This is a genomic window from Streptomyces sp. NPDC059008, from assembly GCF_042749045.1.
Lineage (GTDB): Bacteria > Actinomycetota > Actinomycetes > Streptomycetales > Streptomycetaceae > Streptomyces.
Genome location: NZ_JBHYJC010000020.1, coordinates 120354 through 142009, shown reverse-complemented (window position 1 = coordinate 142009; position 21656 = coordinate 120354). Strand labels below are relative to the sequence as shown.

The window sequence follows — 21656 nt, the reverse complement described above, 5'->3', positions numbered from 1 at the left end:
AGCGTTAGGGAAACGCCCGGTTACATTCCGAACCCGGAAGCTAAGCCTTTCAGCGCCGATGGTACTGCAGGGGAGACCCTGTGGGAGAGTAGGACACCGCCGAACGATTCTTCAGCTCTGGTCCCTGAACCCTCGTGGTTCAGGGACCAGAGCTTTTTTGTTCTGATTTTCGGGTGGTGGGTGTAACGCGACGTTCACCTCATCTGACCAGGATCCGCAGCATGGGCACAGTGGGAACACTCAGGGCGGCCGGCGTGCGCGCTGGTGACGAGGTCGTGTTGTCGGCGTACGGCAACGCCGAAGTGGCCCGGGCCGTGGTGGAGTTGGGCGCGGTGCCGGTGTTCGCCGATGTGGATGCCGAGAGCTACTGCCTGGACCCGGCCGCGGTCGCGGACGCGGTGACCAGCCGGACCGCTGCCGTCGTGGCGATACACCGGTTCGGACGGCGGGCCGACGCCGGCTGGATCCGTGAAGTGGGGCAGCGGCACGGGCTGTTGGTGCTGGTGGAGGACGAGCCCGGGGCGGATCCGGCGGGAGCGGAGCTGCGTCGGGCGCATGCGGCGTATCTGGACAGCCGGCTCAACGGGGTCTGGACGCCGAAGCCCGCGGCGGGGCACACCTACGAGCAGTATGTGGTGCGGGTGCCGGGGAACGGGCGACCGGACCGGGACGCGTTCGGTCGGGCGTTGCGTGCCAAGGGAGTTGCGTGCAAGGTGCCCGTGCTGGCGCCGGTCTACCGGATGCCGGGGCTGCGGCGGGATGTGTTCCTGCCGGAGACCGAGCGTGCGGTGGACGAGACGCTGGCCTTGCCCGTGCACATGGGCATGTCGCGGCGGGAGCTGCACAAGATGGTCGGTGCCTGCAATGCGCTGGGCGGATTGCTGCAGCCGGCCTTTTAGACACGGCAGTGTCCGGTTCGTAGTCGCCGGGGAGTTGGGGTAATATTCTTTCTGTTGCTGCGCCCCAATAGCTCAGTCGGCAGAGCGTCTCCATGGTAAGGAGAAGGTCTACGGTTCGATTCCGTATTGGGGCTCCAGAGGGCAAAGGCCCCCGCCGAACGGCGGGGGCCTTTGCCGTATGCGGATGCGGTGTGCGGACGCGGCTCAGTTCTTCGCGGAGGGAATGTAGGCCAGACCGTGGGCACCGGATTCGTCGGTGCGACCGACCGTCAGGGTGGTGACGGGGCGCAGGGTCTGGAGGTCGACGACGGTCACCGTGCTGTCCAGGAGGTTCGAGACGTACGCGCGGCGGCCGTCGGGGGAGGAGGTGAGGGTCAGGGGGAACCGCCCGACCTGTACCTCCCCGCGGGGGGTGAGGGTGTCGGGGGCGAAGACGGTCAGGGCGCCCGGGAGTTGGTTGCCGAGCGGGCCGCCGTGGGCGGCGTCCTGGCGCAGTTCGCCGGCGAGGAGGGTGCCGTCGGCGGTGGCGTGGACGGGCATGGTCTGCCCCTTGGTGGGCAGGGTGCGGACGGTCTCGTGGGTGGTGGTGTCGATGACGTGGAGGACCGTGGGCGCCGACGACGGCGTGGGGAACGCGGCCTTGGGAGCGGCGACGTAGACATGACGGCCGTCGGGGGCGACGGCGAGGCCCTCGCTGCCGGGGACGGGGATGCGGTCGGTGCAGACCCCGCGGTCGAGGTCGACGACGGAGACGAACGGGGCTTCCTTGTTGGTGGCGTAGCCGTGCCGTCCGTCGGGGGTGATGGCGAACCAGTGCGGGCCGGGAGCCATGGTGGAGATCCGGCCGAGGCGGGCGTGGGTGCGGGTGTCGATGACCACGACGCCGCCCGGCTCGGTGTCGGTGGCCTCGACGCTCGCGTACAGCCGGGCGCGGGTGCGGTCGAGGGCCAGGCCGTGCGGGGCGTGGTCGGGGGAGAGGTCGAGGGTCGCGACGATCGTGCGGGTGTCGACGTCGATGACGGTGATCTCGTGGGACCGGCCCTGGTGGGCGTGGTAGAAGCCGGAGCGGTAGGTGCTGGCGCAGTAGAGCAGCCGGTGGTCGGGGTCGAAGCACAACTCGTGCGGCTGCGGTGGCATCTGCAGGACGTCGAGGCGCTCGTGGGTGGCGGCGTCGAAGAAGGTGACGGTGGAGCCGGACTGGCTGACGACGGCGAGCTGATCGCCGGGCGAACCCGCGGTGGTGGGAGTCATGTGCCGTATCGTGCGCGGCCGTTGGGGCCGACTCCACTGCAGGTCGGGCAAGGGTGCACTGCACCGCGCGCAAGGATGCTGGTGATGCCGGGGCAGCGGCCGACGGGCTGTGAGGCAGCCCACATATGCCGTGGTGGCCGCTGCTCCGGGGTGGTCAGCTCGTCTGGAACTCCGGGACGCGCATCGCGAGGATGGCCATGTCGTCGGAGGCCGGTTCGGCGGCGAAGCGTTCCACGGCGCGCAGCACACGGGCGGCGACGGCGCCGGCGGTCAGGCCCGTGCACGTCGTCAGGACGTCGGTGAGGCCGTCGTCGCCGAGCATGCGGGTGCCCTCGCGGCGTTCGGTGACGCCGTCGGTGACGCACAGCAGGACGTCGCCGGGGTCGAGGGTGACGGTCTGCTCGTAGAGTTCGAGGTCGTCCATGACGCCGAGGAGCGGCTGGGGTTCGGCGGCCGGCTCGACCGTGCCGTCCTGGCGCAGGCGCAGCGGCAGGGGGTGGCCGGCGCAGACGACCTTGAGGATGGCGCTGCCGTCGTCCTGCGGCCACAGCTCGCCGTAGAGGAGCGTCAGGAAGCGGCTGCGGGCGCCCTCGTCGAGGATGGCGGCGTTGAGCCGTTCCAGGACGGCGGGGCCGCCGAAGCCCTCGCGGGCGAGCAGGCGGAGGGCGTGGCGGGCGAGGCCGGTGACGGCCGCCGCCTCCGGGCCCGTGCCGCAGACGTCTCCGATGGCGAAGCCGTAGGCGCCGTCGCGGATGGGGAAGAGGTCGTAGAAGTCGCCGCCGACCTCGTTGCCCTCGCCCGCCGCGCGGTAGATGACCTCGACCTCGACGCCGGCGATGTCGGGCAACTCGGGCGGCAGCAGGCTGCGCTGGAGGGACTGGCTGATCGCCGTGCGCTCCGAGTAGAGGCGGGCGTTGTCGAGGGCGAGGGCGGCCCGGCGGGAGAGGTCCTCGGCGAGTTCGAGGATCTCCTGTCGGAAGTGCTCCTCGGTGGGCTTGCCGAGGGTGAGCATGCCGATGACGCGGTTGCGGGCGACGAGGGGGAGGACGACGGTCTCGCCGCCGACGGCGGCGGCGGTGGCGAGGGTGGCGCCGGGGCCGCTGGAAGGGCGGGCGGCGTTGCCCAGGCCCAGGCTGCGCATGGAGGTGCGCAGGGCGGCGTCGTGTGCGGCGTCGCCGGGGGCGGTCCATACGCGGGCGCCGGGGGTCGGGACCGGCTCGGGCGGGTCGACCTTCATCAGGAGGGTCTTGAGGCCGTCGATGCGGTCCTCGTCCTCGTGCAGGACGTAGGAGAGCTCGGGCTCGGAGGCCTGGTCGGCGACGGTGTAGACGGCGCACCACGTGGCGAGTGTGGGGACGGTCATCTGGGCCATCAGGGCCAGGGTCTGGTCCCGGTCGAGGGTGCCGGCCAGGAGGTCGGAGGCCTCGACGAGGAAGGACAGGGAGCCGCGGCGCAGCTTTTCCAGCTCGGTCAGGCGGGCGCGTTCGACGGCGAGGGCGATGCGGTCGGCGGCGAACTGCAGGCGCAGCGCCTCTTCGTTCGAGTAGCGGCCGGGTCCCTCGGCGGCGACGCCCAGGGAGCCGGTCAGCCGTCCCTCGACCTTCAGCGGGACGGTGACGACCGAGCGCATGCCCGTGCCGCTGAGCAGCGGTACGGCGCCGGGGACGGCGGTGAGGTCTTCGTGGACGGCGGGCATCCGGGCGGAGCCGTAGCGACCGGATCCGGCCTCGACGGGGACGCGGGCGAACCGCTGGCGGGCGGAGGGCAGGCCCGTGGAGGCGCGTACCTCCAGCTCGGTCTCGTCGTCGGTGGCGAGCAGGAGGTAGGCGGCGTCGCCGTCGAGCATGTCGCGGGCGCGTTCGACCGTGCGCTGGAGCAGGCCGTCGAGGTCGTCGGGGGCCGGGGAGCCGATGAAGACCTCGAAGGGGTCGGTGGGGCGTCCCTCGGCCTGCGCGGCCTGGGAGGCGGCGTCCGGGGCCGGGGTGCGCTGGGGGCTCTGCAGGATCGCGCGCTCGTGGTCGCGCACCAGGAGGCAGACCGTGGAGGCCTCGCCGTCGGCGTCGCGTACTCGCAGGTGGGAGGCGTATACGGGGACGACGCGGCCGTCGGCGCCCCGCATGCCGTAGGAGCCCTCCCAGCGGGAGAGCTGCAGCGCCTCGGCGATGCCGGTGCCGGTGCCGGGGGTGTGCGGCCAGGCGGCGAAGTCGGTGAGCGGCTTGCCGATGACCTGCTCGCGGTCGTAGGCGAAGAGGTCCTGGGCGTCCTCGTTCCAGAAGCTGATACAGCCGCCGCGGTCGATCTGGACCACCGCGACCCGCACGCGGGTGTCGGTGACCGGGAGGGCGTCCACGGGGAGGGCGGGGCCGGCGGAGCGGGTGCCGGCGGGGCGCTCGGGGAGGTCGAGCTGGAACCAGACGTGCTTTTGTGCGGCGGTGTACTCCACGCCCCACCGGGAGGCCAGTGCGCCGCACAGCAGCAGGCCGCGGCCGCCCTCGCGGTCCGGGTGGACGATGACCTGTCCGGCGTTCTGGAGCGGGATCTCACGCTCGGGGTAGCGGTCGGCGACCGAGATCCGTACCCCTCCGTCAGTGCGCAGACACAGCACGTCGGCGGCCGTGCCGGCGTGCACCACGGCGTTGGTGACCAGCTCGCTGGTGAGGACGACGGCGTCGTCGACGATGTCGGCACAGCCCCAGCCCTGGAGGGTGTCACGGACGAACGCACGGGCAGTGGCGACCGAGCGCCCCACCGGGTCGAAGGTTGCGGTGGCCCGCGCGGTGATCACTGGTCTCCTCATGCGTGTGTCGGTGATCTGCTCCCCCATGGTCGCGGCGCCCCTCCGAATACCTGTCGTGCTCGCACCACCGCCCGGGAGCGTGGCCGGGGGGTGGACAGCCGTATGCCAGGTTACTTACCTTCGCCGCGGCCGAGGATGCCGGTCACGTGTGTTTCCGCCCCAATCGTGCCCTGGGACGTGTGCGATGCTGCCGAACTGTTATGGCCTGGTTGGGCCATGGTGAAACACTGGGCAAGTATCAAGAGAAAGCCCGGGTGGAACGGTCGACCCTTCGGGAGGGACACGGTGGAGTCTGGCGCAGCGGCGCGGGGCGCAAGCACGCGCGCGAAAGGCGGACGATCCCGGAGCAACGGGACGACCGAGGTGGATACGGCTGCGCTGAATCGGCTGTTGGTCGCTCTGGTCGCCATGCGGGACGGGAATTTCCGCAAGCGGTTGACGGTGTCCGGCGACGGCGTCATGTCGGAGATCGCGGCGGTCTTCAACGAGGTCGCGGACCGCAATCTGCATCTGACCGGTGAGCTGGCGCGGGTGCGCCGGGTCGTCGGACGTGAGGGAAAGCTCACCGAGCGGCTGGAAGTCGGCGCCGCCGAAGGCTCCTGGGCCGCGGCCATCGACGCCTCGAACGCCCTGGTCGACGACCTGGTACGGCCCGTGTCCGAGGTGGGACGGGTGCTCTCGGCGGTCTCCGAGGGAGACCTGGAGCAGCGGATGGACCTGCGCTCGCGCAGCTCGGACAGCTCCTCGGAGCATCCGCTGCGCGGTGAGTTCCTCAAGGTCGGCCGTACGGTCAACGGGCTGGTCGACCAGCTCTCCGCGTTCACCGACGAGGTCACCCGGGTGGCCAGTGAGGTCGGTACGGAGGGCAAGCTCGGCGGGCAGGCCCGGGTGCGCGGAATGTCCGGTTCGTGGAAGGACCTCACGGAGTCCGTCAACACCATGGCCTCCCGGTTGACGGCTCAGGTGCGTGATATCGCTCTGGTGACCACCGCGGTCGCCAAGGGTGACCTGTCGCGCAAGGTGACCGTCCATGTCGCCGGCGAGATGCTCGAACTGAAGAACACCGTCAACACGATGGTGGACCAGCTGTCCTCCTTCGCCTCCGAGGTGACCCGGGTCGCCCGTGAGGTCGGTACGGAGGGTGAGCTCGGCGGGCAGGCGCAGGTCCCCGGCGTCGCCGGCGTGTGGAAGGACCTGACGGATTCGGTCAATCTCATGGCCGGAAACCTCACCGCGCAGGTGCGCGGGATCGCCCAGGTCACCACCGCCGTCGCGAACGGCGACCTGTCGCAGAAGGTCACCGTCAGCGCGCGCGGCGAGGTCGCGCAGCTCGCCGACACCATCAACACCATGACCGAGACGCTGCGCACCTTCGCGGACGAAGTGACGCGGGTGGCGAACGAGGTCGGGGCCGAGGGCCAGCTCGGCGGCCAGGCGCAGGTACCGGGCGCGGCCGGCACCTGGAAGGACCTCACCGACTCGGTGAACAACGCCTTCCGCAACCTGACCGGGCAGGTGCGGGACATCGCGCAGGTGACGACCGCGGTCGCCAACGGCGATCTCTCGCAGAAGGTCACCGTCGATGTCGCCGGTGAGATGCTGGAGCTGAAGAACACCGTCAACACGATGGTGGACCAGCTCTCGTCGTTCGGTGCCGAAGTCACCCGCGTGGCAAGGGAGATTGGCGTCGAGGGCGAGCTGGGCGGCCAGGCGGCGGTCCCCGGGGCCGCGGGCACGTGGAAGGACCTGACGGACTCCGTCAACACCGCGTTCCGGAACCTGACCGGGCAGGTGCGCAACATCGCGCAGGTGACGACCGCGGTCGCCAACGGCGACCTGTCGCAGAAGGTCACCGTCGACGTCTCCGGCGAGATGCTGCAGCTGAAGAACACCGTCAACACGATGGTGGACCAGCTGTCCTCCTTCGCCGACCAGGTCACGCGGATGGCCAGGGACGTGGGCACCGAGGGCCGGCTGGGCGGTCAGGCCCGGGTGGACGGCGTCAGCGGCACCTGGAAGGAACTGACCGACTCCGTCAACTTCATGGCGGGCAACCTCACCTCGCAGGTGCGGCAGATCGCGCAGGTGACGACGGCGGTCGCGCGCGGTGACCTGTCGCAGAAGATCGATGTGGACGCGCGCGGCGAGATCCTGGAGCTGAAGAACACCATCAACACGATGGTCGACCAGCTCTCCGCGTTCGCCGAGCAGGTCACCCGGGTCTCCCGGGAGGTCGGTACGGACGGTCGGCTGGGCGGCCAGGCGCAGGTGCCCGGCGTCGCGGGCGTCTGGCGCGATCTGACCGACTCCGTCAACGGCATGGCCGGCAACCTGACGGCCCAGGTCCGCAACATCGCGCAGGTCGCCACGGCGGTCGCGCGCGGCGATCTGTCGCAGAAGATCGACGCCGACGCCCGGGGCGAGATCCTGGAGCTGAAGAACACCCTGAACACCATGGTCGACCAGCTCTCCTCGTTCGCGGAGCAGGTCACCCGGGTCGCCCGCGAGGTGGGCACCGAGGGCATCCTGGGCGGTCAGGCCGAGGTGCAGGGCGTCAGCGGTACGTGGAAGGACCTCACCCAGTCCGTCAACTTCATGGCGAACAACCTGACGTCGCAGGTGCGCAACATCGCCGAGGTGACGACGGCGGTGGCCCGCGGCGACCTGTCCAAGAAGATCACCGTCGACGCCAAGGGCGAGATCCTCGAACTGGTCACGACCGTCAACACGATGGTCGACCAGCTGTCGTCGTTCGCCGAGCAGGTGACCCGGGTGGCCCGTGAGGTGGGCACCGAGGGCCAGTTGGGCGGTCAGGCGCGGGTGCCGGGCGCGACCGGCATCTGGCTGGACCTCACCGACAACGTCAACCTGATGGCCAACAACCTGACCATCCAGGTCCGCAACATCTCGCAGGTCTCGGCGGCGGTCGCCAACGGAGACCTCACCAAGAAGGTCACGGTCGAGGCGCGCGGCGAGGTCGCGCAGCTCGCCGACACGGTCAACACGATGGTCACGACGCTGTCGTCGTTCGCCGACGAGGTCACGCGGGTGGCCCGCGAGGTGGGCACCGACGGCATCCTGGGCGGTCAGGCCCGCGTCCCTGGCGTCGCCGGCACGTGGAAGGACCTCACCGAGTCCGTGAACTCCATGGCCAACAACCTGACCGGCCAGGTCCGCAACATCGCCATGGTCACCACCGCCATCGCCAAGGGTGACCTGACCAAGAAGATCGACATCGATGCGCGCGGCGAGATCCTCGCGCTGAAGACCACCATCAACACCATGGTCGACCAGCTGTCGTCCTTCGCCGAGCAGGTCACCCGGGTGGCCCGCGAGGTGGGTACGGAGGGCCAGCTGGGCGGTCAGGCACAGGTACGGGGCGTGGCCGGCACCTGGCGCGACCTGACCGAGTCGGTGAACGAGATGGCCGGCAACCTGACCCGCCAGGTGCGCGCCATCGCCGCGGTCGCCGCGGCGGTCACCCTCGGCGACCACAACGTCCGGATCGACGTGGACGCGGCCGGCGAGATCCTGGAGCTCCAGGACAACGTCAACACCATGATCTCCACGCTCCGCGAGACCACCCTCGCCAACGAGGAACAGGACTGGCTCAAGGGCAACCTGGCCCGGATCTCCGGTCTGATGCAGGGCCGTCGCGACCTCAAGGACGTCGCCACGCTGATCATGAGCGAGCTGTCGCCCGCGGTCTCCGCGCAGCACGGCGCGTTCTTCCTCGCGGCGCAGCCCGACAGCCGGGAGATCGGCGCGGACGGCGGCGAACCGGGCGCGTACGAGCTGCGGCTGATGGGCTCGTACGGCTACGCGATGGGCGGTATGCCGACCACCTTCAAGCCCGGCGAGACGCTGATCGGCACGGCGGCGGAGGAGGGCCGCACGATCCTGGTGGAGAACGTGCCCTCCGGCTACCTCAAGATCGCCTCCGGGCTCGGCGAGGCGCCGCCGGCGAACGTGATCGTGCTTCCGGTGCTCTTCGAGGACAAGGTCCTCGGCGTGATCGAGCTGGCGTCCTTCCACCCGTTCACCCAGATCCAGAAGGACTTCCTCAGCCAGATCGCCGAGATGATCGCGACCAGCGTCAACACCATCTCGGTCAACACCAAGACCGAGGTGCTGCTCAAGCAGTCGCAGGAGCTGACCGAGCAGTTGCGCGAGCGCTCCGCGGAGCTGGAGAGCCGTCAGCGGGCACTGGAGCTGTCCAACTCCGAACTGGAGGAGAAGGCCGAGCAACTGCGCGCGCAGAACCGCGACATCGAGGTGAAGAACACCGAGATCGAGGAGGCGCGGCAGGTCCTGGAGGAGCGCGCCGAGCAGCTCGCGGTCTCGATGCGCTACAAGTCGGAGTTCCTGGCGAACATGTCGCACGAGCTGCGGACGCCGCTGAACTCCCTGCTGATTCTGGCCAAGTTGCTGGCCGACAACGCCGAGGGGAACCTCTCCCCGAAGCAGGTCGAGTTCGCCGAGACGATCCACGGCGCCGGCAGCGATCTCCTCCAGCTGATCAACGACATCCTGGACCTGTCGAAGGTCGAGGCCGGCAAGATGGACGTCAGTCCGACACGGATCGCGCTGGTCCAGCTCGTCGACTACGTGGAGGCCACGTTCCGGCCGCTGACCGCGGAGAAGGGGCTCGACTTCTCCGTACGGGTCTCGCCGGAGCTGCCCGCCACGCTGCACACCGACGAGCAGCGGCTGCTGCAGGTGCTGCGCAACCTGCTGTCCAACGCGGTGAAGTTCACCGACACCGGCGCCGTCGAGCTGGTCATCCGGCCGGCCGGCGCGGACGTCCCGGTGGCCATCCGCGAGCAGCTGCTGGAGCACGGCTCGCTGCGCGACCCGGACGCCGACATGATCGCCTTCTCGGTGACCGACACCGGTATCGGCATCGCGTCCAGCAAGATGCGGGTCATCTTCGAGGCGTTCAAGCAGGCGGACGGCACGACCAGCCGCAAGTACGGAGGCACCGGCCTGGGCCTGTCGATCAGCCGGGAGATCGCCCGCCTGCTGGGCGGCGAGATCCACGCCGCCAGTGAGCCCAACCGCGGCTCCACCTTCACGCTCTACCTGCCGCACAACCCCGGCGGACTGCCGCCGCAGGGCTATCCGCAGCTGGTCGCCGGTGGGCTGGCGATGGACGCGGAGGCCCGCGAGACCGAGGTCGGGCTGCAGGAGGCCGAGGAGGCGCAGCACCGCGAGGCGGGTGCCGGCGGCAGCCTCAACCGGCGTCGCCGCCGGGCGGTTTCGGGGGCCCAGCGCCGGTTCGCACTGCCCAGCCGGCCGACGTCCGCGGCGCAGCCGCCCACGCCGCCCACCCCGCCCCCGGCGCCGGCGCAGCCGAGCGTCCAGCAGCCCGCCGAGGAGCCCTGGATCGGCAACGGCCAGGATCTGGTGGATCCGGCCTTCGACGGCGGTTTCCACGGCGAGAAGGTGCTGATCGTCGACGACGACATCCGCAACGTCTTCGCGCTCACCAGCGTCCTGGAGCAGCACGGGCTGTCGGTGCTGTACGCCGAGAACGGCCGGGAGGGCATCGAGGTGCTCGAACAGCACGACGACATCGTCCTGGTGCTGATGGACATCATGATGCCGGAGATGGACGGGTACGCGACCACGGCCGCGATCCGCCGGATGCCGCAGTTCGCCGGGCTGCCCATCATCGCGCTGACCGCGAAGGCGATGAAGGGCGACCGCGAGAAGAGCATCGACTCCGGGGCGTCCGACTACGTGACCAAGCCGGTGGATACCGATCATCTGCTGTCGGTCATGGAGCAATGGATGCGCGCGGAGTGACGGGGCGTCCAGTATGGAAGCCGAAAGAGGATCACCGCGTGCTGACTGAGTGTCGCCGTGGACGTGTGGAAGCGCAGGATCCGGGGAACCTTCTGGTCTCTGTCTGCGTTTCTGCTACGTGCACAGTGACATCGCGGTGACAGGGTGTGGCGACAGGCGGGGTGCAGCTACCATGACCGGCACAAGGACGGGCGGCGTGACGGAGTCGTCCCCTGGGGCGGCGTCCGGTTCCATGCCGGGGCGAGGAGGACGGGCCATGGTGCAGAAGGCCAAGATCCTCCTGGTCGATGACCGGCCGGAGAATCTGCTGGCGCTGGAGGCGATCCTCTCCGCGCTCGATCAGACACTGGTGCGGGCATCGTCCGGGGAGGAAGCGCTCAAAGCACTGCTCACCGACGATTTCGCGGTCATTCTGCTCGATGTGCAGATGCCGGGTATGGACGGTTTCGAGACCGCCGCGCACATCAAGCGGCGCGAGCGCACCCGTGACATCCCGATCATCTTCCTCACGGCCATCAACCACGGCCCGCACCACACCTTCCGCGGCTACGCGGCCGGCGCGGTGGACTACATCTCCAAGCCGTTCGACCCGTGGGTGCTGCGCGCCAAGGTCTCGGTCTTCGTCGAGCTGTACATGAAGAACTGCCAACTGCGGGAGCAGGCGTCCCTGCTGAGGCTGCAGCTGGAGGGCGGCCGGCCGAGCGCCGACGAGGCGAGGGAGTCCGCGGGGCTGCTCGCCGAGCTCTCCGCGCGGCTGGCCGCGGTCGAGGAGCAGGCCGAGGCGCTCTCCAAACAGCTGGACGAGACGGCGGACGCCGCCGCGGTGGCCACCGCGGCCCATCTGGAGCGCAAGCTGACCGGGCTGCGCAGGGCGCTGGACGCCCTGGAGCCGGGTTCGGGCACCGCGGGATAACTGACTGCCTTTCATGAGGCGGGCGCGCGACACGGATGGGTGAAGCGCCGCGCGCTCGTGTCATGCCCGCGGTCGCCTGTAATCTCGTCGCCATGGCCTCACGTACGTCCGGCAAGGGAACCCAGAGCGCGGCGGGCCCCTCGAAGCAGCGCGCCGGACGGTCCGGGGGCGCGGCCAAGAAGACCGCCGCGAAGAAGGCGCCCGCGAAGCCGGCCGCCAAGAAAGCGGCGGTGAAGAAGAGCCCGGCGAAGAAGGCACCGGCCAAGAAGGCCGCGCCGAAACCCGCGCCGTCACCGACCGGCGGTGTCTACCGCCTCGCCCGCGCCTGCTGGCTGGGCCTCGCGCACGCCATCGGAGCGGTGTTCCGGGGCATGGGCCGCGGCGCGAAGAACCTCGACCCGGCGCACCGCAAGGACGGCCTGGCGCTGGGGCTGCTCGGCCTGGCGCTGGTCATCGCGGCCGGCACCTGGTCCAACCTCTCCGGGCCGGTCGGCGATCTCGTCGAGCTGCTGGTGACCGGCGCGTTCGGCCGGCTCGACCTGGTCGTGCCGATACTGCTGGGCGGCATCGCGGTACGCCTCATCCGGCACCCCGAGAAGCCGGAGGCCAACGGCCGGATCGTCATCGGACTGTCCGCGCTGGTCGTCGGCGTCCTGGGACAGGTGGCGATGGCGTGCGGATCGCCCGGCCGCGACGACGGGCTGCCCGCCATACAGGACGCCGGCGGCTATGTCGGGTGGGTGGCGTCCAAGCCGCTGATCTTCACCGTGGGGCAGACCCTGGCCGTGGCGCTGCTGGCGCTGCTGACCCTCTTCGGACTGCTGGTGGTCACCGCGACGCCGGTGAACGCCATTCCGCAGCGGCTGCGGGCGCTCGGCGTACGACTGGGCGTGGTGCACCCCGCCGAGCCCGAGGCGGACTTCGACGAGGTCGAGGAGTATGCGGACGAGTGGCGCGAGCGGCCCGTCCGCAAGCCGCGGCGCGGCGCCTCCGCGACGCCCGCCGCGCCCGACCCGGACGCCATAGAGGAAGCGGCGCTGGCCAAGCGGCGGCGCCCACGGCGGGCCTCCGCGCAGCCCGCCGCGGACCGGCCGATGGACGCGGTGGACGTCGCCGCCGCGGCCGCCGCGGCGCTGGACGGCGCGGTGCTGCACGGGGTCCAGCCCTCACCGCTCGTCGCCGGGCTCAGCAGCGGCATCTCCGGGGAGCACGGGGAGTACGGCCGCGAGGACACCGCGGTGGAGGGCGGCACGGTGCCGCCGGCCCGCGAGGCGGAGCCGGCGCCGGCCACCGCCGAGCGGACCCCGTCCGTGCCGGACTTCACCAAGGCCCCGCCCGAGCCGTCCGGCGATCTGCCGGCGCGCGCCGAGCAGCTGCAGCTGTCCGGCGACATCACCTACGCGCTGCCCTCGCTGGAGCTGCTCTCGCGGGGCGGCCCCGGCAAGACCCGCAGCGCCGCGAACGACGCCATAGTGACCGCGCTGACGACGGTCTTCCAGGAGTTCAAGGTCGACGCCGCGGTCACCGGCTTCACCCGCGGCCCGACGGTCACCCGTTACGAGGTCGAGCTCGGCCCCGCGGTCAAGGTCGAGAAGATCACCGCGCTGGCCAAGAACATCGCCTACGCCGTCGCCAGCCCCGACGTCCGCATCATCAGCCCGATCCCGGGCAAGTCCGCGGTCGGCATCGAGATCCCCAACACCGACCGCGAGATGGTCAACCTCGGCGACGTGCTGCGGCTGGCCGACGCCGCGGGCGACGACCATCCGATGCTGGTGGCGCTCGGCAAGGACGTCGAGGGCGGCTACGTCATGGCCAACATGACCAAGATGCCGCATGTGCTCGTCGCGGGCGCCACCGGCTCCGGCAAGTCGTCCTGCATCAACTGCCTGATCACCTCGGTCATGGTGCGCGCTACGCCGGAGGACGTCCGGATGGTGCTGGTCGACCCCAAGCGGGTCGAGCTGACCGCGTACGAGGGCATCCCGCATCTGATCACGCCGATCATCACCAACCCCAAGCGGGCCGCCGAGGCGCTGCAGTGGGTGGTCCGCGAGATGGATCTGCGCTACGACGACCTCGCGGCCTACGGCTTCCGGCACATCGACGACTTCAACGAGGCGGTGCGCAGCGGCAAGGTCACCTCGCCCGAGGGCAGCGAGCGGGAGCTGGCGCCGTACCCGTACCTGCTGGTGATCGTCGACGAGCTGGCCGACCTGATGATGGTCGCGCCGCGCGATGTGGAGGACTCGATCGTCCGCATCACCCAGCTCGCCCGGGCGGCCGGTATCCACCTCGTGCTCGCCACCCAGCGGCCGTCCGTCGACGTCGTCACCGGTCTGATCAAGGCCAATGTGCCCTCCCGGCTCGCGTTCGCCACCTCCTCGCTCGCCGACAGCCGGGTCATCCTCGACCAGCCGGGCGCCGAGAAGCTGATCGGCAAGGGCGACGGGCTGTTCCTGCCGATGGGTGCGAACAAGCCGGTCCGTATGCAGGGCGCTTTCGTGACCGAGGCCGAGGTCGCGGCCGTGGTCCAGCACTGCAAGGACCAGATGGCGCCGGTCTTCCGCGACGACGTCACCGTGGGCAGCAAGCAGAAGAGGGAGATCGACGAGGACATCGGCGATGACCTCGATCTGCTGTGTCAAGCCGCTGAACTGGTGGTTTCCACCCAGTTCGGGTCGACGTCGATGCTCCAGCGCAAGCTGAGGGTGGGGTTCGCCAAGGCCGGACGGCTGATGGACCTGATGGAGTCCCGGAACATCGTCGGGCCGAGCGAGGGCTCCAAGGCGCGTGACGTTCTGGTGAAGCCGGATGAATTGGACGGAGTGCTGGCGGTGATCCGGGGGGAGGCTACCCAGTAGCACACACATCCGGGTCACTCGTACGAGAGAAGCACGCAACCGTTTCTCCTGCCGACACGTCAAGTTGAGGGAGGCGAGGGAACGATGCTTCGTCATCAACCCCTTGGCACCGCCGCGGGCGTTCCGATGGCGTACAAACTCCGCCCTCCCGCTTGCCCGACCCTTTCGCTCCACCCCTAGACTGAACTTCCAGCAGGTGGCTACACGCTCGAAAGGCGCCCCCGTGTCCATCGGCAACTCCCCCGAATCCGACCGGCCTTCCGTCGGTCGTGCCCTCCAGCAGGCCCGTATCGCGGCGGGACTGACCGTCGAAGAGGTCAGTACGACGACGCGGGTGCGCATCCCCATCGTTCAGGCGATCGAGCAGGACGACTTCTCGCGCTGCGGCGGCGACGTCTACGCCCGGGGACACATCAGAGCGCTCGCTCGCGCCGTCTCCCTCGACCCCCATCCGCTGATCGACCAGTTCGACGCCGAGCACGGTGGACGGCCCACGCCGACCGAGCTCGCCGCCCCGATCTTCGAGGCCGAGCGGATCCGCTCCGAGCCGCGGCGGCCGAACTGGACGGCTGCCATGGTCGCGGCGATCGTCGCCGTGGTCGGCTTCGTCGGCTTCACGCTCTTCAGCGGCGGCGAGCGGAGCGACAACGGCCCGATCGCGGCCGGCGACGCCAACGCCAAGCCCGCGCCGGCACCCACCCGCCACCCCTCGACGATCAAGCCGCCCCTCAAGCCCGAGCCCTCCGACAGCGCGGTCGCCGGGCTGCCGAAGGACAAGGTCACGATCAAGGTCACCGCCCGCGACGGCCAGAGCTGGGTCTCCGCCAAGGACGCCAACGGAAAGCTGCTGGAGGACAGCCTGCTCAAGCAGGGCGAGTCCAAGACGATCACGGACAAGAAGCGGATCGACCTGGTCCTCGGCAACGCCCCGGTCGTACAGCTGTACGTCAACGGCAAGGAAGTCAAGGAGATCGGCGAGAAGGGCCCGGTGGAGCGGCTCAGCTACACGCCGGGAGACCCGCAGGCGGGCTGAGAGCGCCTGCCACGAGGGCGTCCGCCGCCCGGCCCGGGGCGCCCGGGGCCGGCGGCGGAGACCTGCGCGCCAAGGGTGTGTCCGGGACGAAGTAGGCTGAGCCCTATGCCCGAACGCCGTACCGTCGCCCTTGTCACCCTTGGCTGCGCCCGTAACGAGGTGGACTCGGAGGAACTCGCCGGCCGCCTGGCGGCGGACGGCTGGGAACTCGTCGAGGAAGCCGCCGATGCCGATGTCGCCGTCGTCAACACCTGCGGCTTCGTCGAAGCCGCCAAGAAGGACTCCGTCGATGCCCTGCTGGAAGCCAACGATCTGAAGGATCATGGCAGAACCCAGGCCGTGGTGGCCGTCGGCTGCATGGCCGAGCGCTACGGCAAGGAGCTGGCCGAGGCGCTGCCCGAGGCCGACGGAGTGCTCGGCTTCGACGACTACACCGATATCTCCGACCGCCTGCAGACGATCCTGAGCGGTGGAAACGTGCAGGCCCACGCGCCGCGCGACCGCCGCAAGCTGCTGCCGATCAGCCCGGCCGAGCGGCAGCAGGCCGACGGCGTGGCGCTGCCCGGCCACGGGGACGCGCTGGCCTCGGCTCCCGAGGACCTGCCCGAGGGCGTCGCCCCGAAGTCCGGACCGCGGGCGCCGCTGCGCCGCCGCCTGGACGCGAGCCCGGTCGCCTCGGTGAAGCTGGCCTCCGGCTGCGACCGCCGCTGCACGTTCTGCGCCATTCCGTCCTTCCGCGGCTCCTTCATCTCCCGCCGGCCCTCCGACGTGCTCGGGGAGACGCGCTGGCTGGCCGAGCAGGGCGTCAAGGAGATCATGCTGGTCTCCGAGAACAACACCTCCTACGGCAAGGACCTCGGCGACATCCGGCTGCTGGAGACGCTGCTGCCGGAGCTGGCGGCCGTCGACGGCATCGAGCGGATCCGGGTCAGCTATCTGCAGCCGGCCGAGATGCGGCCCGGGCTGATCGACGTGCTGACCGGTACGGACAAGGTCGCGCCGTACTTCGACCTGTCCTTCCAGCACTCCGCGCCCGGTGTGCTGCGGGCGATGCGGCGCTTCGGCGGCACCGACAGCTTCCTGGAGCTGCTGGAGACGATCCGGACGAAGGCGCCGCAGGCCGGTGCCCGCTCCAACTTCATCGTTGGCTTCCCCGGGGAGAGCGAGAGCGACCTGGCGGAGCTGGAGCGCTTCATCACCGAGGCCCGGCTCGATGCCATCGGCGTCTTCGGCTACTCCGACGAGGACGGCACCGAGGCCGCCTCCTACGAGGACAAGGTCGATCCGGACGAGGTCGCCGAGCGGCTGGCGCGGGTGTCGCGGCTGGCCGAGGAGCTGACCGCGCAGCGCGCCGAGGAGCGGATCGGCGAGACGGTGCGGGTGCTGGTCGACCGGATCGACGACGAGGACGGCCTCGTCGGGCGGGCCGCGCACCAGGCGCCGGAGACCGATGGCAGCACCCTGCTGTCGACCGGCCAGGAGCTGCTGCCCGGTCGTATGGTCGAAGCAAAGGTCGTGGGGAGCGAGGGCGTGGACCTCGTGGCCGAGGTGCTGTCGGTGGGCGGCACAGGGTGTACCGAGGAGGCGGGCAGATGACCGGAGTCCCGGCTTCCGCAGCTGGTGGGCCGCGCACGGCGCCGGCCGTCCGGCAGGCCGGGCTGTGGAACATCGCCAACGTCCTGACGATGCTGCGGCTGGTGTTGGTGCCGGCCTTCGTCATGCTGCTGATGCACGACGACGGAACCGATCGGGCCTGGCGCGCCTTCGCCTGGGCCGCGTTCGCCATCGCCATGATCACCGATGTCTTCGACGGGCATCTGGCCCGCACGTACAACCTGGTCACCGACTTCGGCAAGATCGCCGACCCGATCGCGGACAAGGCGATCATGGGGGCCGCGCTGATCTGCCTGTCGGTACTGGGGGACCTGCCCTGGTGGGTGACCGGCGTGATCCTCTTCCGTGAGCTGGGCATCACGCTGATGCGGTTCTGGGTGATCAAGCACGGGGTCATTCCGGCCAGTCGTGGCGGCAAGATCAAGACATTGGCGCAGGGGACCGCGGTCGGTATGTACGTCCTGGTGCTGACCGGGCCGCTGGCGACCTTCCGCTGGTGGGTGATGGCGGTGGCCGTCGTGCTGACCGTCGCCACCGGACTCGACTACGTCCGCCAGGCCGTCATGCTGCGCCGGGCCGGGCTGGCTCGTGAGCGGGCCGAGCGGGTGGCAAGGGACACGGGCCGGTGACCGGGCCGGGTTCTGCCGCGGCCGGGGCGCTGGAGCTGCTCGCCGGGCGGGGGCAGAGCCTGGCGGTGGCCGAGTCGCTGACCGGCGGCCTGGTGGCGGGCGCGCTGACCGCCGTCCCCGGGGCCTCGCGGGCCGTGCGGGGCTCGGTCACGGCGTACGCCACCGAGGTCAAGCGGGATGTGCTGGGCGTCGACGGGGCCCTGCTGGCGGCGCGCGGGGCGGTGGACGCCGAGGTCGCGGGGCAGATGGCGGACGGTGTGCGGCGGGTGCTGGGTGCCGACTGGGGTATCGCCACGACCGGCGTGGCCGGGCCGGATCCGCAGGACGGGCAGCCGGTGGGCACCGTTTTCGTGGCGGTCCGGGGCCCGGGCGGGGCGGGGACGGTGCGCCGGCTGGCGCTGTCGGGTGATCGTCAGCGGATCCGCCAGGACACCATCGACGCCGTGCTCGCACTGTTGTTGAGCGAACTGACAGAAAATATGCGGGCACAGGATACGGAACAACACGGGGGGAATGGATGTTTGCAGCCCTGAGTGAACACGTACTTGCGCCCGGCACACGTACGGCCCGAGGCGGTACGGTGGGGCGAGAAGGATCCGGATCCGAGGTCCGAGGAGGGAGCCAGCGATGATTCTGCTTCGTCGCCTGCTGGGTGACGTGCTGCGCCGTCAGCGTCAGCGCCAGGGCCGAACCCTGCGCGAGGTCTCGTCCTCCGCCCGGGTATCGCTCGGCTATTTGTCCGAGGTCGAGAGGGGGCAGAAGGAGGCGTCCTCCGAGCTGCTCTCGGCGATCTGTGACGCACTGGACGTGCGCATGTCCGAGCTCATGCGGGAGGTCAGCGACGAGCTCGCGCTCGCCGAGCTGGCAGCGTCCGCGGCCGCGAGCGACCCGGTGCCGGCACCGGTGCGGCCGAAGCTCAATTCGGTGTCCGTCACATCCCTGGCCGGTGTGCCGGAGGATCGCGTGACCATCAAGTCGCCGGCCGACGTCGTGGATGTCGTCGCGGCCTGACACCCCTGTTCGTACGTACCGAGCCCCGGCGGGCAGCAGTCCGCCGGGGCTCGGTGCTGTGCGGGGGCGGGGGGCGGGCGGGGCCGGTGGGGAGCCCGCGGGCGGTCCGTCCGGGCCGCACGGAACAGGCGATTCGTCTATACGATGGCGAAGTCATACAAATCGCCCGATTGATCCCTCGTCGATCGTGCCGGGCAACCCCTCGATCCCGCGCCGTACCCCCGTCCGAACAGGAGCATCCGGATGTCCGTCGTCAAGAGCACGCTGTCCGACGCCGACCGCACCACCGTCGGGCACGCGCTGCAGGGAGCACTCGTCGATCTGGTGGACCTCTCCCTCGTCGCCAAGCAGGTGCACTGGAACGTCATCGGCCCGCGATTCCGCTCCGTACACCTCCAGCTCGACGATGTGGTCGCCAGCGCGCGCCGGCACGCCGACACGGTGGCCGAGCGGGCGTCCGCGATCGGGGTGTCCCCCGACGGGCGGGCCGCCACCGTCGCCAAGACCAGCGGCATCAACGAGGTGCAGGACGGCTGGATCAAGGACGGCGAGGTGGTGCGGGCCATGGTGGGCGCGCTGGGCGCGGTCATCACCCGGATGCGCGAGCGGATCATCGCCACCGCCGACCCGGACCCGGTCAGCCAGGACATCCTCATCGGTCTCACCGCCGACCTGGAGAAGCACCACTGGATGTTCCAGGCCGAGGCCCACCACTGATCGGGGCGTGCGGTGGTGCCCGCGCGCCGGAAGTGCGCCGGTGCGCTCTCCCCCTCGACGGCAGGCCCCGTCTAGCGTCGGCCGGAGGAGGCACCCATGGCGAGGCGTGGAATCCCGGCCCGCGGACCGGGCGGCCGGCTCACCACCTGTGAGTCGGCCGGCCGGCGGCCGCGGGCCGTGCCGGGGCGCTGGATATCCGCGGCCCTCGTCGGGGGGCTGTGGTGGTGGGCGGTGGTCCGGCTGACGGTGTGGCCGCAGTCGGCGGGGGTGGTCGAGGGGGCCGTGACGCTGGGCGGCTGGGGGCTGAGCCTGCTGCCGGTGCACTGCGTCCCGTGGACGGGGCGGCGTGAGGGCATATGCCGGAGCGCCGTGGGTCGTGGGTTCCGCGGGGTCCGGGCGGTGTTCACCAGGGCATCGCGACGCCGCCGTTCGGGCGGAGGATCTGGCCGGTCGTGAAGGACGAGGCGTCGCTGACCAGATGGAGCACGGCGTGCGCGACGTCCTCGGGTTCGCCCACGCGCCCCAGTGGTGACATCCGGATCATCGGCCGCTCCGCCTGCCGCTGGGCCTCGGCGTCGTGGCGGTCGGTCATCGCCGTGCGTATCCAGCCAGGGGCGACGGCGTTGACGCGGATGCCGTGCCGGCCGACCTCGGCGGCCAGGGTCCTGGTGAGCTGTACGACGGCGGCCTTGGCGGCGCCGTAGCAGAGCAGGCCGGGTGCGCCGGTGTCGATCGCGCCGGAGGCCATGGTGACGATGGACCCCCGGGTGGCGGTGGCGATCATGGCGCGGGCCGCCTCCTGGCAGCCGTACAGCACGCCCTTGAAGTTGGTGTCCCAGACCCGGTCCAGATCCTCTTCGGCGGTCTCCAGCACGGGGGAGGAGTGCATGATCCCGGCGATGTTCGCCATCACGTCGAGGCGGCCGGTGGTCTCGCGGGCGGCGGCGACCACGGCGGCGACCTGGTCGCGGCGGGTGACGTCGAGGGGGTGCGGGTGCGCGGTGCCGCCGGCGGCGGTGAGGGCCGCGGCGGTCGCCCGGACGCCCGGCTCGTCGAGGTCCGCGCAGTGGACGGTGGCACCGGCCTCGGCGAGGAGGGCGGCGGTGGCCCGGCCGATGCCTCTTGCCGCGCCGGTGACGATCGCGGTGCGGCCCGTGAGGTCGTACGCGGTGAGGGGCATGATGCGAGGGTAGGGAGGAATCTGACGGGGCGTCAATTAGTGGGGGCGGGAATGTGGGTCAGGGGGCGGAGGCGGGCTGGCCGCCGCCCGGCGGGGCCGGCTGGCAGGCGGGGCACCAGTAGGTGACGCGTTCTTCCGCGGCGGGTTCCTGGCCGGTGGTGCGCACGGCCGTACCGCAGCGCAGGCAGGGGCGGCCGGCCCGGCCGTAGACCCACAACCGGCGGTCGGGGCGCGCGCTGGGGGTGGTGGTGCGGGCCGGGCGCCGTCTGTTGGCCTCCAGGAGCTTCCTGGCGAGCGCGGGCGCCCGCTCCGGGGCGGGCAGCTCGCCGATGGGGAGCCAGGGGGAGGCCCGCAGGACGAAGCACAGCTCGGACTTGTAGACATTGCCGATCCCGGCGAGATTGCGCTGGTCGAGCAGGGCCTCGCCGAGTGGCCGCTCCGGGGCGGCGAGCAGTCGGCGCAGGGCCTCGGCGGGGTCCCAGTCGGGGCCGAGGAGGTCGGGCCCCAGATGGCCGACGACCCGGGGCTCCTCGGCGGTGGGCAGCAGATCGAGGACGGGGAGGCGGTAGCCGACGGCGGTGTGCTCCGCGGTGCCCAGGATCGCCCTGATCTGGTGGGCCGGGCCGCCGCGCCAGCGCTCGTCGGGGCCGTAGATCTTCCAGGCGCCGTCCATCCGCAGATGGGAGTGCAGGGTCAGGCCGCCCCCGAAACGGGTGAGGAGGTGCTTGCCGCGGGAGACCACCGCCAGCACCTCGCGGCCGGTGAGGTCCACCGTCGCGAGCCGTGGAACGCGCAGGTCGCACCGGGTCAGCGGACGGCCGGCCAGCGCTTCGTGGAGCCGCTGAGCCAAGCGCCAGACGGTGTCGCCTTCGGGCATGCCACCATCATGCCGGGAGTCGGCGGCGCCGGGCGGCCCGGCGGCGCGGGCGGCCCGGCGGCG

Annotated in this window: 15 protein-coding genes, 1 tRNA gene and 1 rRNA gene; 13 read left to right on the top strand and 4 right to left on the bottom strand. The window is 71.0% G+C overall.

The window, feature by feature from the left end:
* The 3 genes from rrf to ACFWZH_RS23570 form a co-directional block, all read left to right on the top strand.
* A 5S ribosomal RNA gene (gene rrf / locus ACFWZH_RS23580) occupies window positions 1-105 on the top strand; the annotation flags it as partial.
* 116 nt (window positions 106-221) lie between these two features.
* The gene (locus tag ACFWZH_RS23575) at window positions 222-899 is read left to right on the top strand and encodes a DegT/DnrJ/EryC1/StrS family aminotransferase (RefSeq protein ID WP_384434498.1); all 678 of its coding nucleotides are present in this window, start codon (window positions 222-224) and stop codon (window positions 897-899) included.
* Between the two features lie 61 nt (window positions 900-960).
* Window positions 961-1036, top strand: a tRNA-Thr gene (locus ACFWZH_RS23570).
* 67 nt (window positions 1037-1103) lie between these two features.
* Here the strand turns inward: ACFWZH_RS23570 and ACFWZH_RS23565 are convergent.
* On the bottom strand, window positions 1104-2150 hold the full coding sequence (locus ACFWZH_RS23565; RefSeq protein WP_384434495.1) for a YncE family protein: 1047 nt from the start codon (window positions 2148-2150) through the stop codon (window positions 1104-1106).
* Between the two features lie 154 nt (window positions 2151-2304).
* Window positions 2305-4974 (bottom strand): SpoIIE family protein phosphatase, encoded by a 2670-nt coding sequence (locus ACFWZH_RS23560; protein ID WP_384434492.1) that lies wholly within the window; start codon window positions 4972-4974, stop codon window positions 2305-2307.
* Between the two features lie 258 nt (window positions 4975-5232).
* Between ACFWZH_RS23560 and ACFWZH_RS23555 the strand changes: the two genes are divergently transcribed.
* The 10 genes from ACFWZH_RS23555 to ACFWZH_RS23510 all read left to right on the top strand — a co-directional run bounded on the left by ACFWZH_RS23555 (window position 5233) and on the right by ACFWZH_RS23510 (window position 19992).
* Window positions 5233-10755, top strand: coding sequence for a HAMP domain-containing protein (locus ACFWZH_RS23555; protein ID WP_384434489.1), 5523 nt, complete (start codon window positions 5233-5235; stop codon window positions 10753-10755).
* A gap of 256 nt (window positions 10756-11011) precedes the next feature.
* On the top strand, window positions 11012-11668 hold the full coding sequence (locus ACFWZH_RS23550; RefSeq protein WP_384434486.1) for a two-component system response regulator: 657 nt from the start codon (window positions 11012-11014) through the stop codon (window positions 11666-11668).
* A gap of 92 nt (window positions 11669-11760) precedes the next feature.
* Window positions 11761-14532 (top strand): DNA translocase FtsK, encoded by a 2772-nt coding sequence (locus tag ACFWZH_RS23545; protein WP_384434483.1) that lies wholly within the window; start codon window positions 11761-11763, stop codon window positions 14530-14532.
* A gap of 223 nt (window positions 14533-14755) precedes the next feature.
* Window positions 14756-15565 (top strand): helix-turn-helix domain-containing protein, encoded by an 810-nt coding sequence (locus tag ACFWZH_RS23540; protein WP_384434481.1) that lies wholly within the window; start codon window positions 14756-14758, stop codon window positions 15563-15565.
* Window positions 15566-15670: 105 nt separating this feature from the next.
* Entirely contained in the window at window positions 15671-17161 is a 1491-nt protein-coding gene (gene rimO, locus ACFWZH_RS23535) for a 30S ribosomal protein S12 methylthiotransferase RimO (RefSeq protein ID WP_384434478.1), read from the top strand.
* Window positions 17158-17808 (top strand): CDP-diacylglycerol--glycerol-3-phosphate 3-phosphatidyltransferase, encoded by a 651-nt coding sequence (gene pgsA, locus ACFWZH_RS23530; RefSeq protein ID WP_384434475.1) that lies wholly within the window; start codon window positions 17158-17160, stop codon window positions 17806-17808. Before rimO ends, pgsA begins: the two co-directional genes overlap by 4 nt.
* Window positions 17805-18341 carry a CinA family protein gene (locus ACFWZH_RS23525; protein WP_384434472.1) on the top strand — a complete coding sequence of 179 codons (537 nt, stop codon included), beginning with the start codon at window positions 17805-17807 and terminating at the stop codon, window positions 18339-18341. Before pgsA ends, ACFWZH_RS23525 begins: the two co-directional genes overlap by 4 nt.
* A 94-nt stretch (window positions 18342-18435) precedes the next feature.
* On the top strand, window positions 18436-18819 hold the full coding sequence (locus ACFWZH_RS23520) for a helix-turn-helix domain-containing protein (RefSeq protein WP_046925688.1): 384 nt from the start codon (window positions 18436-18438) through the stop codon (window positions 18817-18819).
* A 243-nt stretch (window positions 18820-19062) separates the two neighbouring features.
* On the top strand, window positions 19063-19536 hold the full coding sequence (locus ACFWZH_RS23515; protein WP_384434469.1) for a Dps family protein: 474 nt from the start codon (window positions 19063-19065) through the stop codon (window positions 19534-19536).
* Window positions 19537-19632: 96 nt separating this feature from the next.
* A complete protein-coding gene (locus ACFWZH_RS23510) occupies window positions 19633-19992 on the top strand; it encodes a hypothetical protein (RefSeq protein ID WP_384434466.1) in 360 nt (119 codons plus the stop codon).
* Here ACFWZH_RS23510 and ACFWZH_RS23505 read toward each other — a convergent pair.
* Both ACFWZH_RS23505 and ACFWZH_RS23500 read right to left on the bottom strand, forming a co-directional pair.
* The gene (locus ACFWZH_RS23505; RefSeq protein ID WP_384434463.1) at window positions 19940-20716 is read right to left on the bottom strand and encodes an SDR family NAD(P)-dependent oxidoreductase; all 777 of its coding nucleotides are present in this window, start codon (window positions 20714-20716) and stop codon (window positions 19940-19942) included. The genes ACFWZH_RS23510 and ACFWZH_RS23505 overlap by 53 nt on opposite strands.
* A 58-nt stretch (window positions 20717-20774) precedes the next feature.
* On the bottom strand, window positions 20775-21593 hold the full coding sequence (locus tag ACFWZH_RS23500) for an Fpg/Nei family DNA glycosylase (RefSeq protein WP_384434460.1): 819 nt from the start codon (window positions 21591-21593) through the stop codon (window positions 20775-20777).
* Window positions 21594-21656 lie beyond the last annotated feature (63 nt).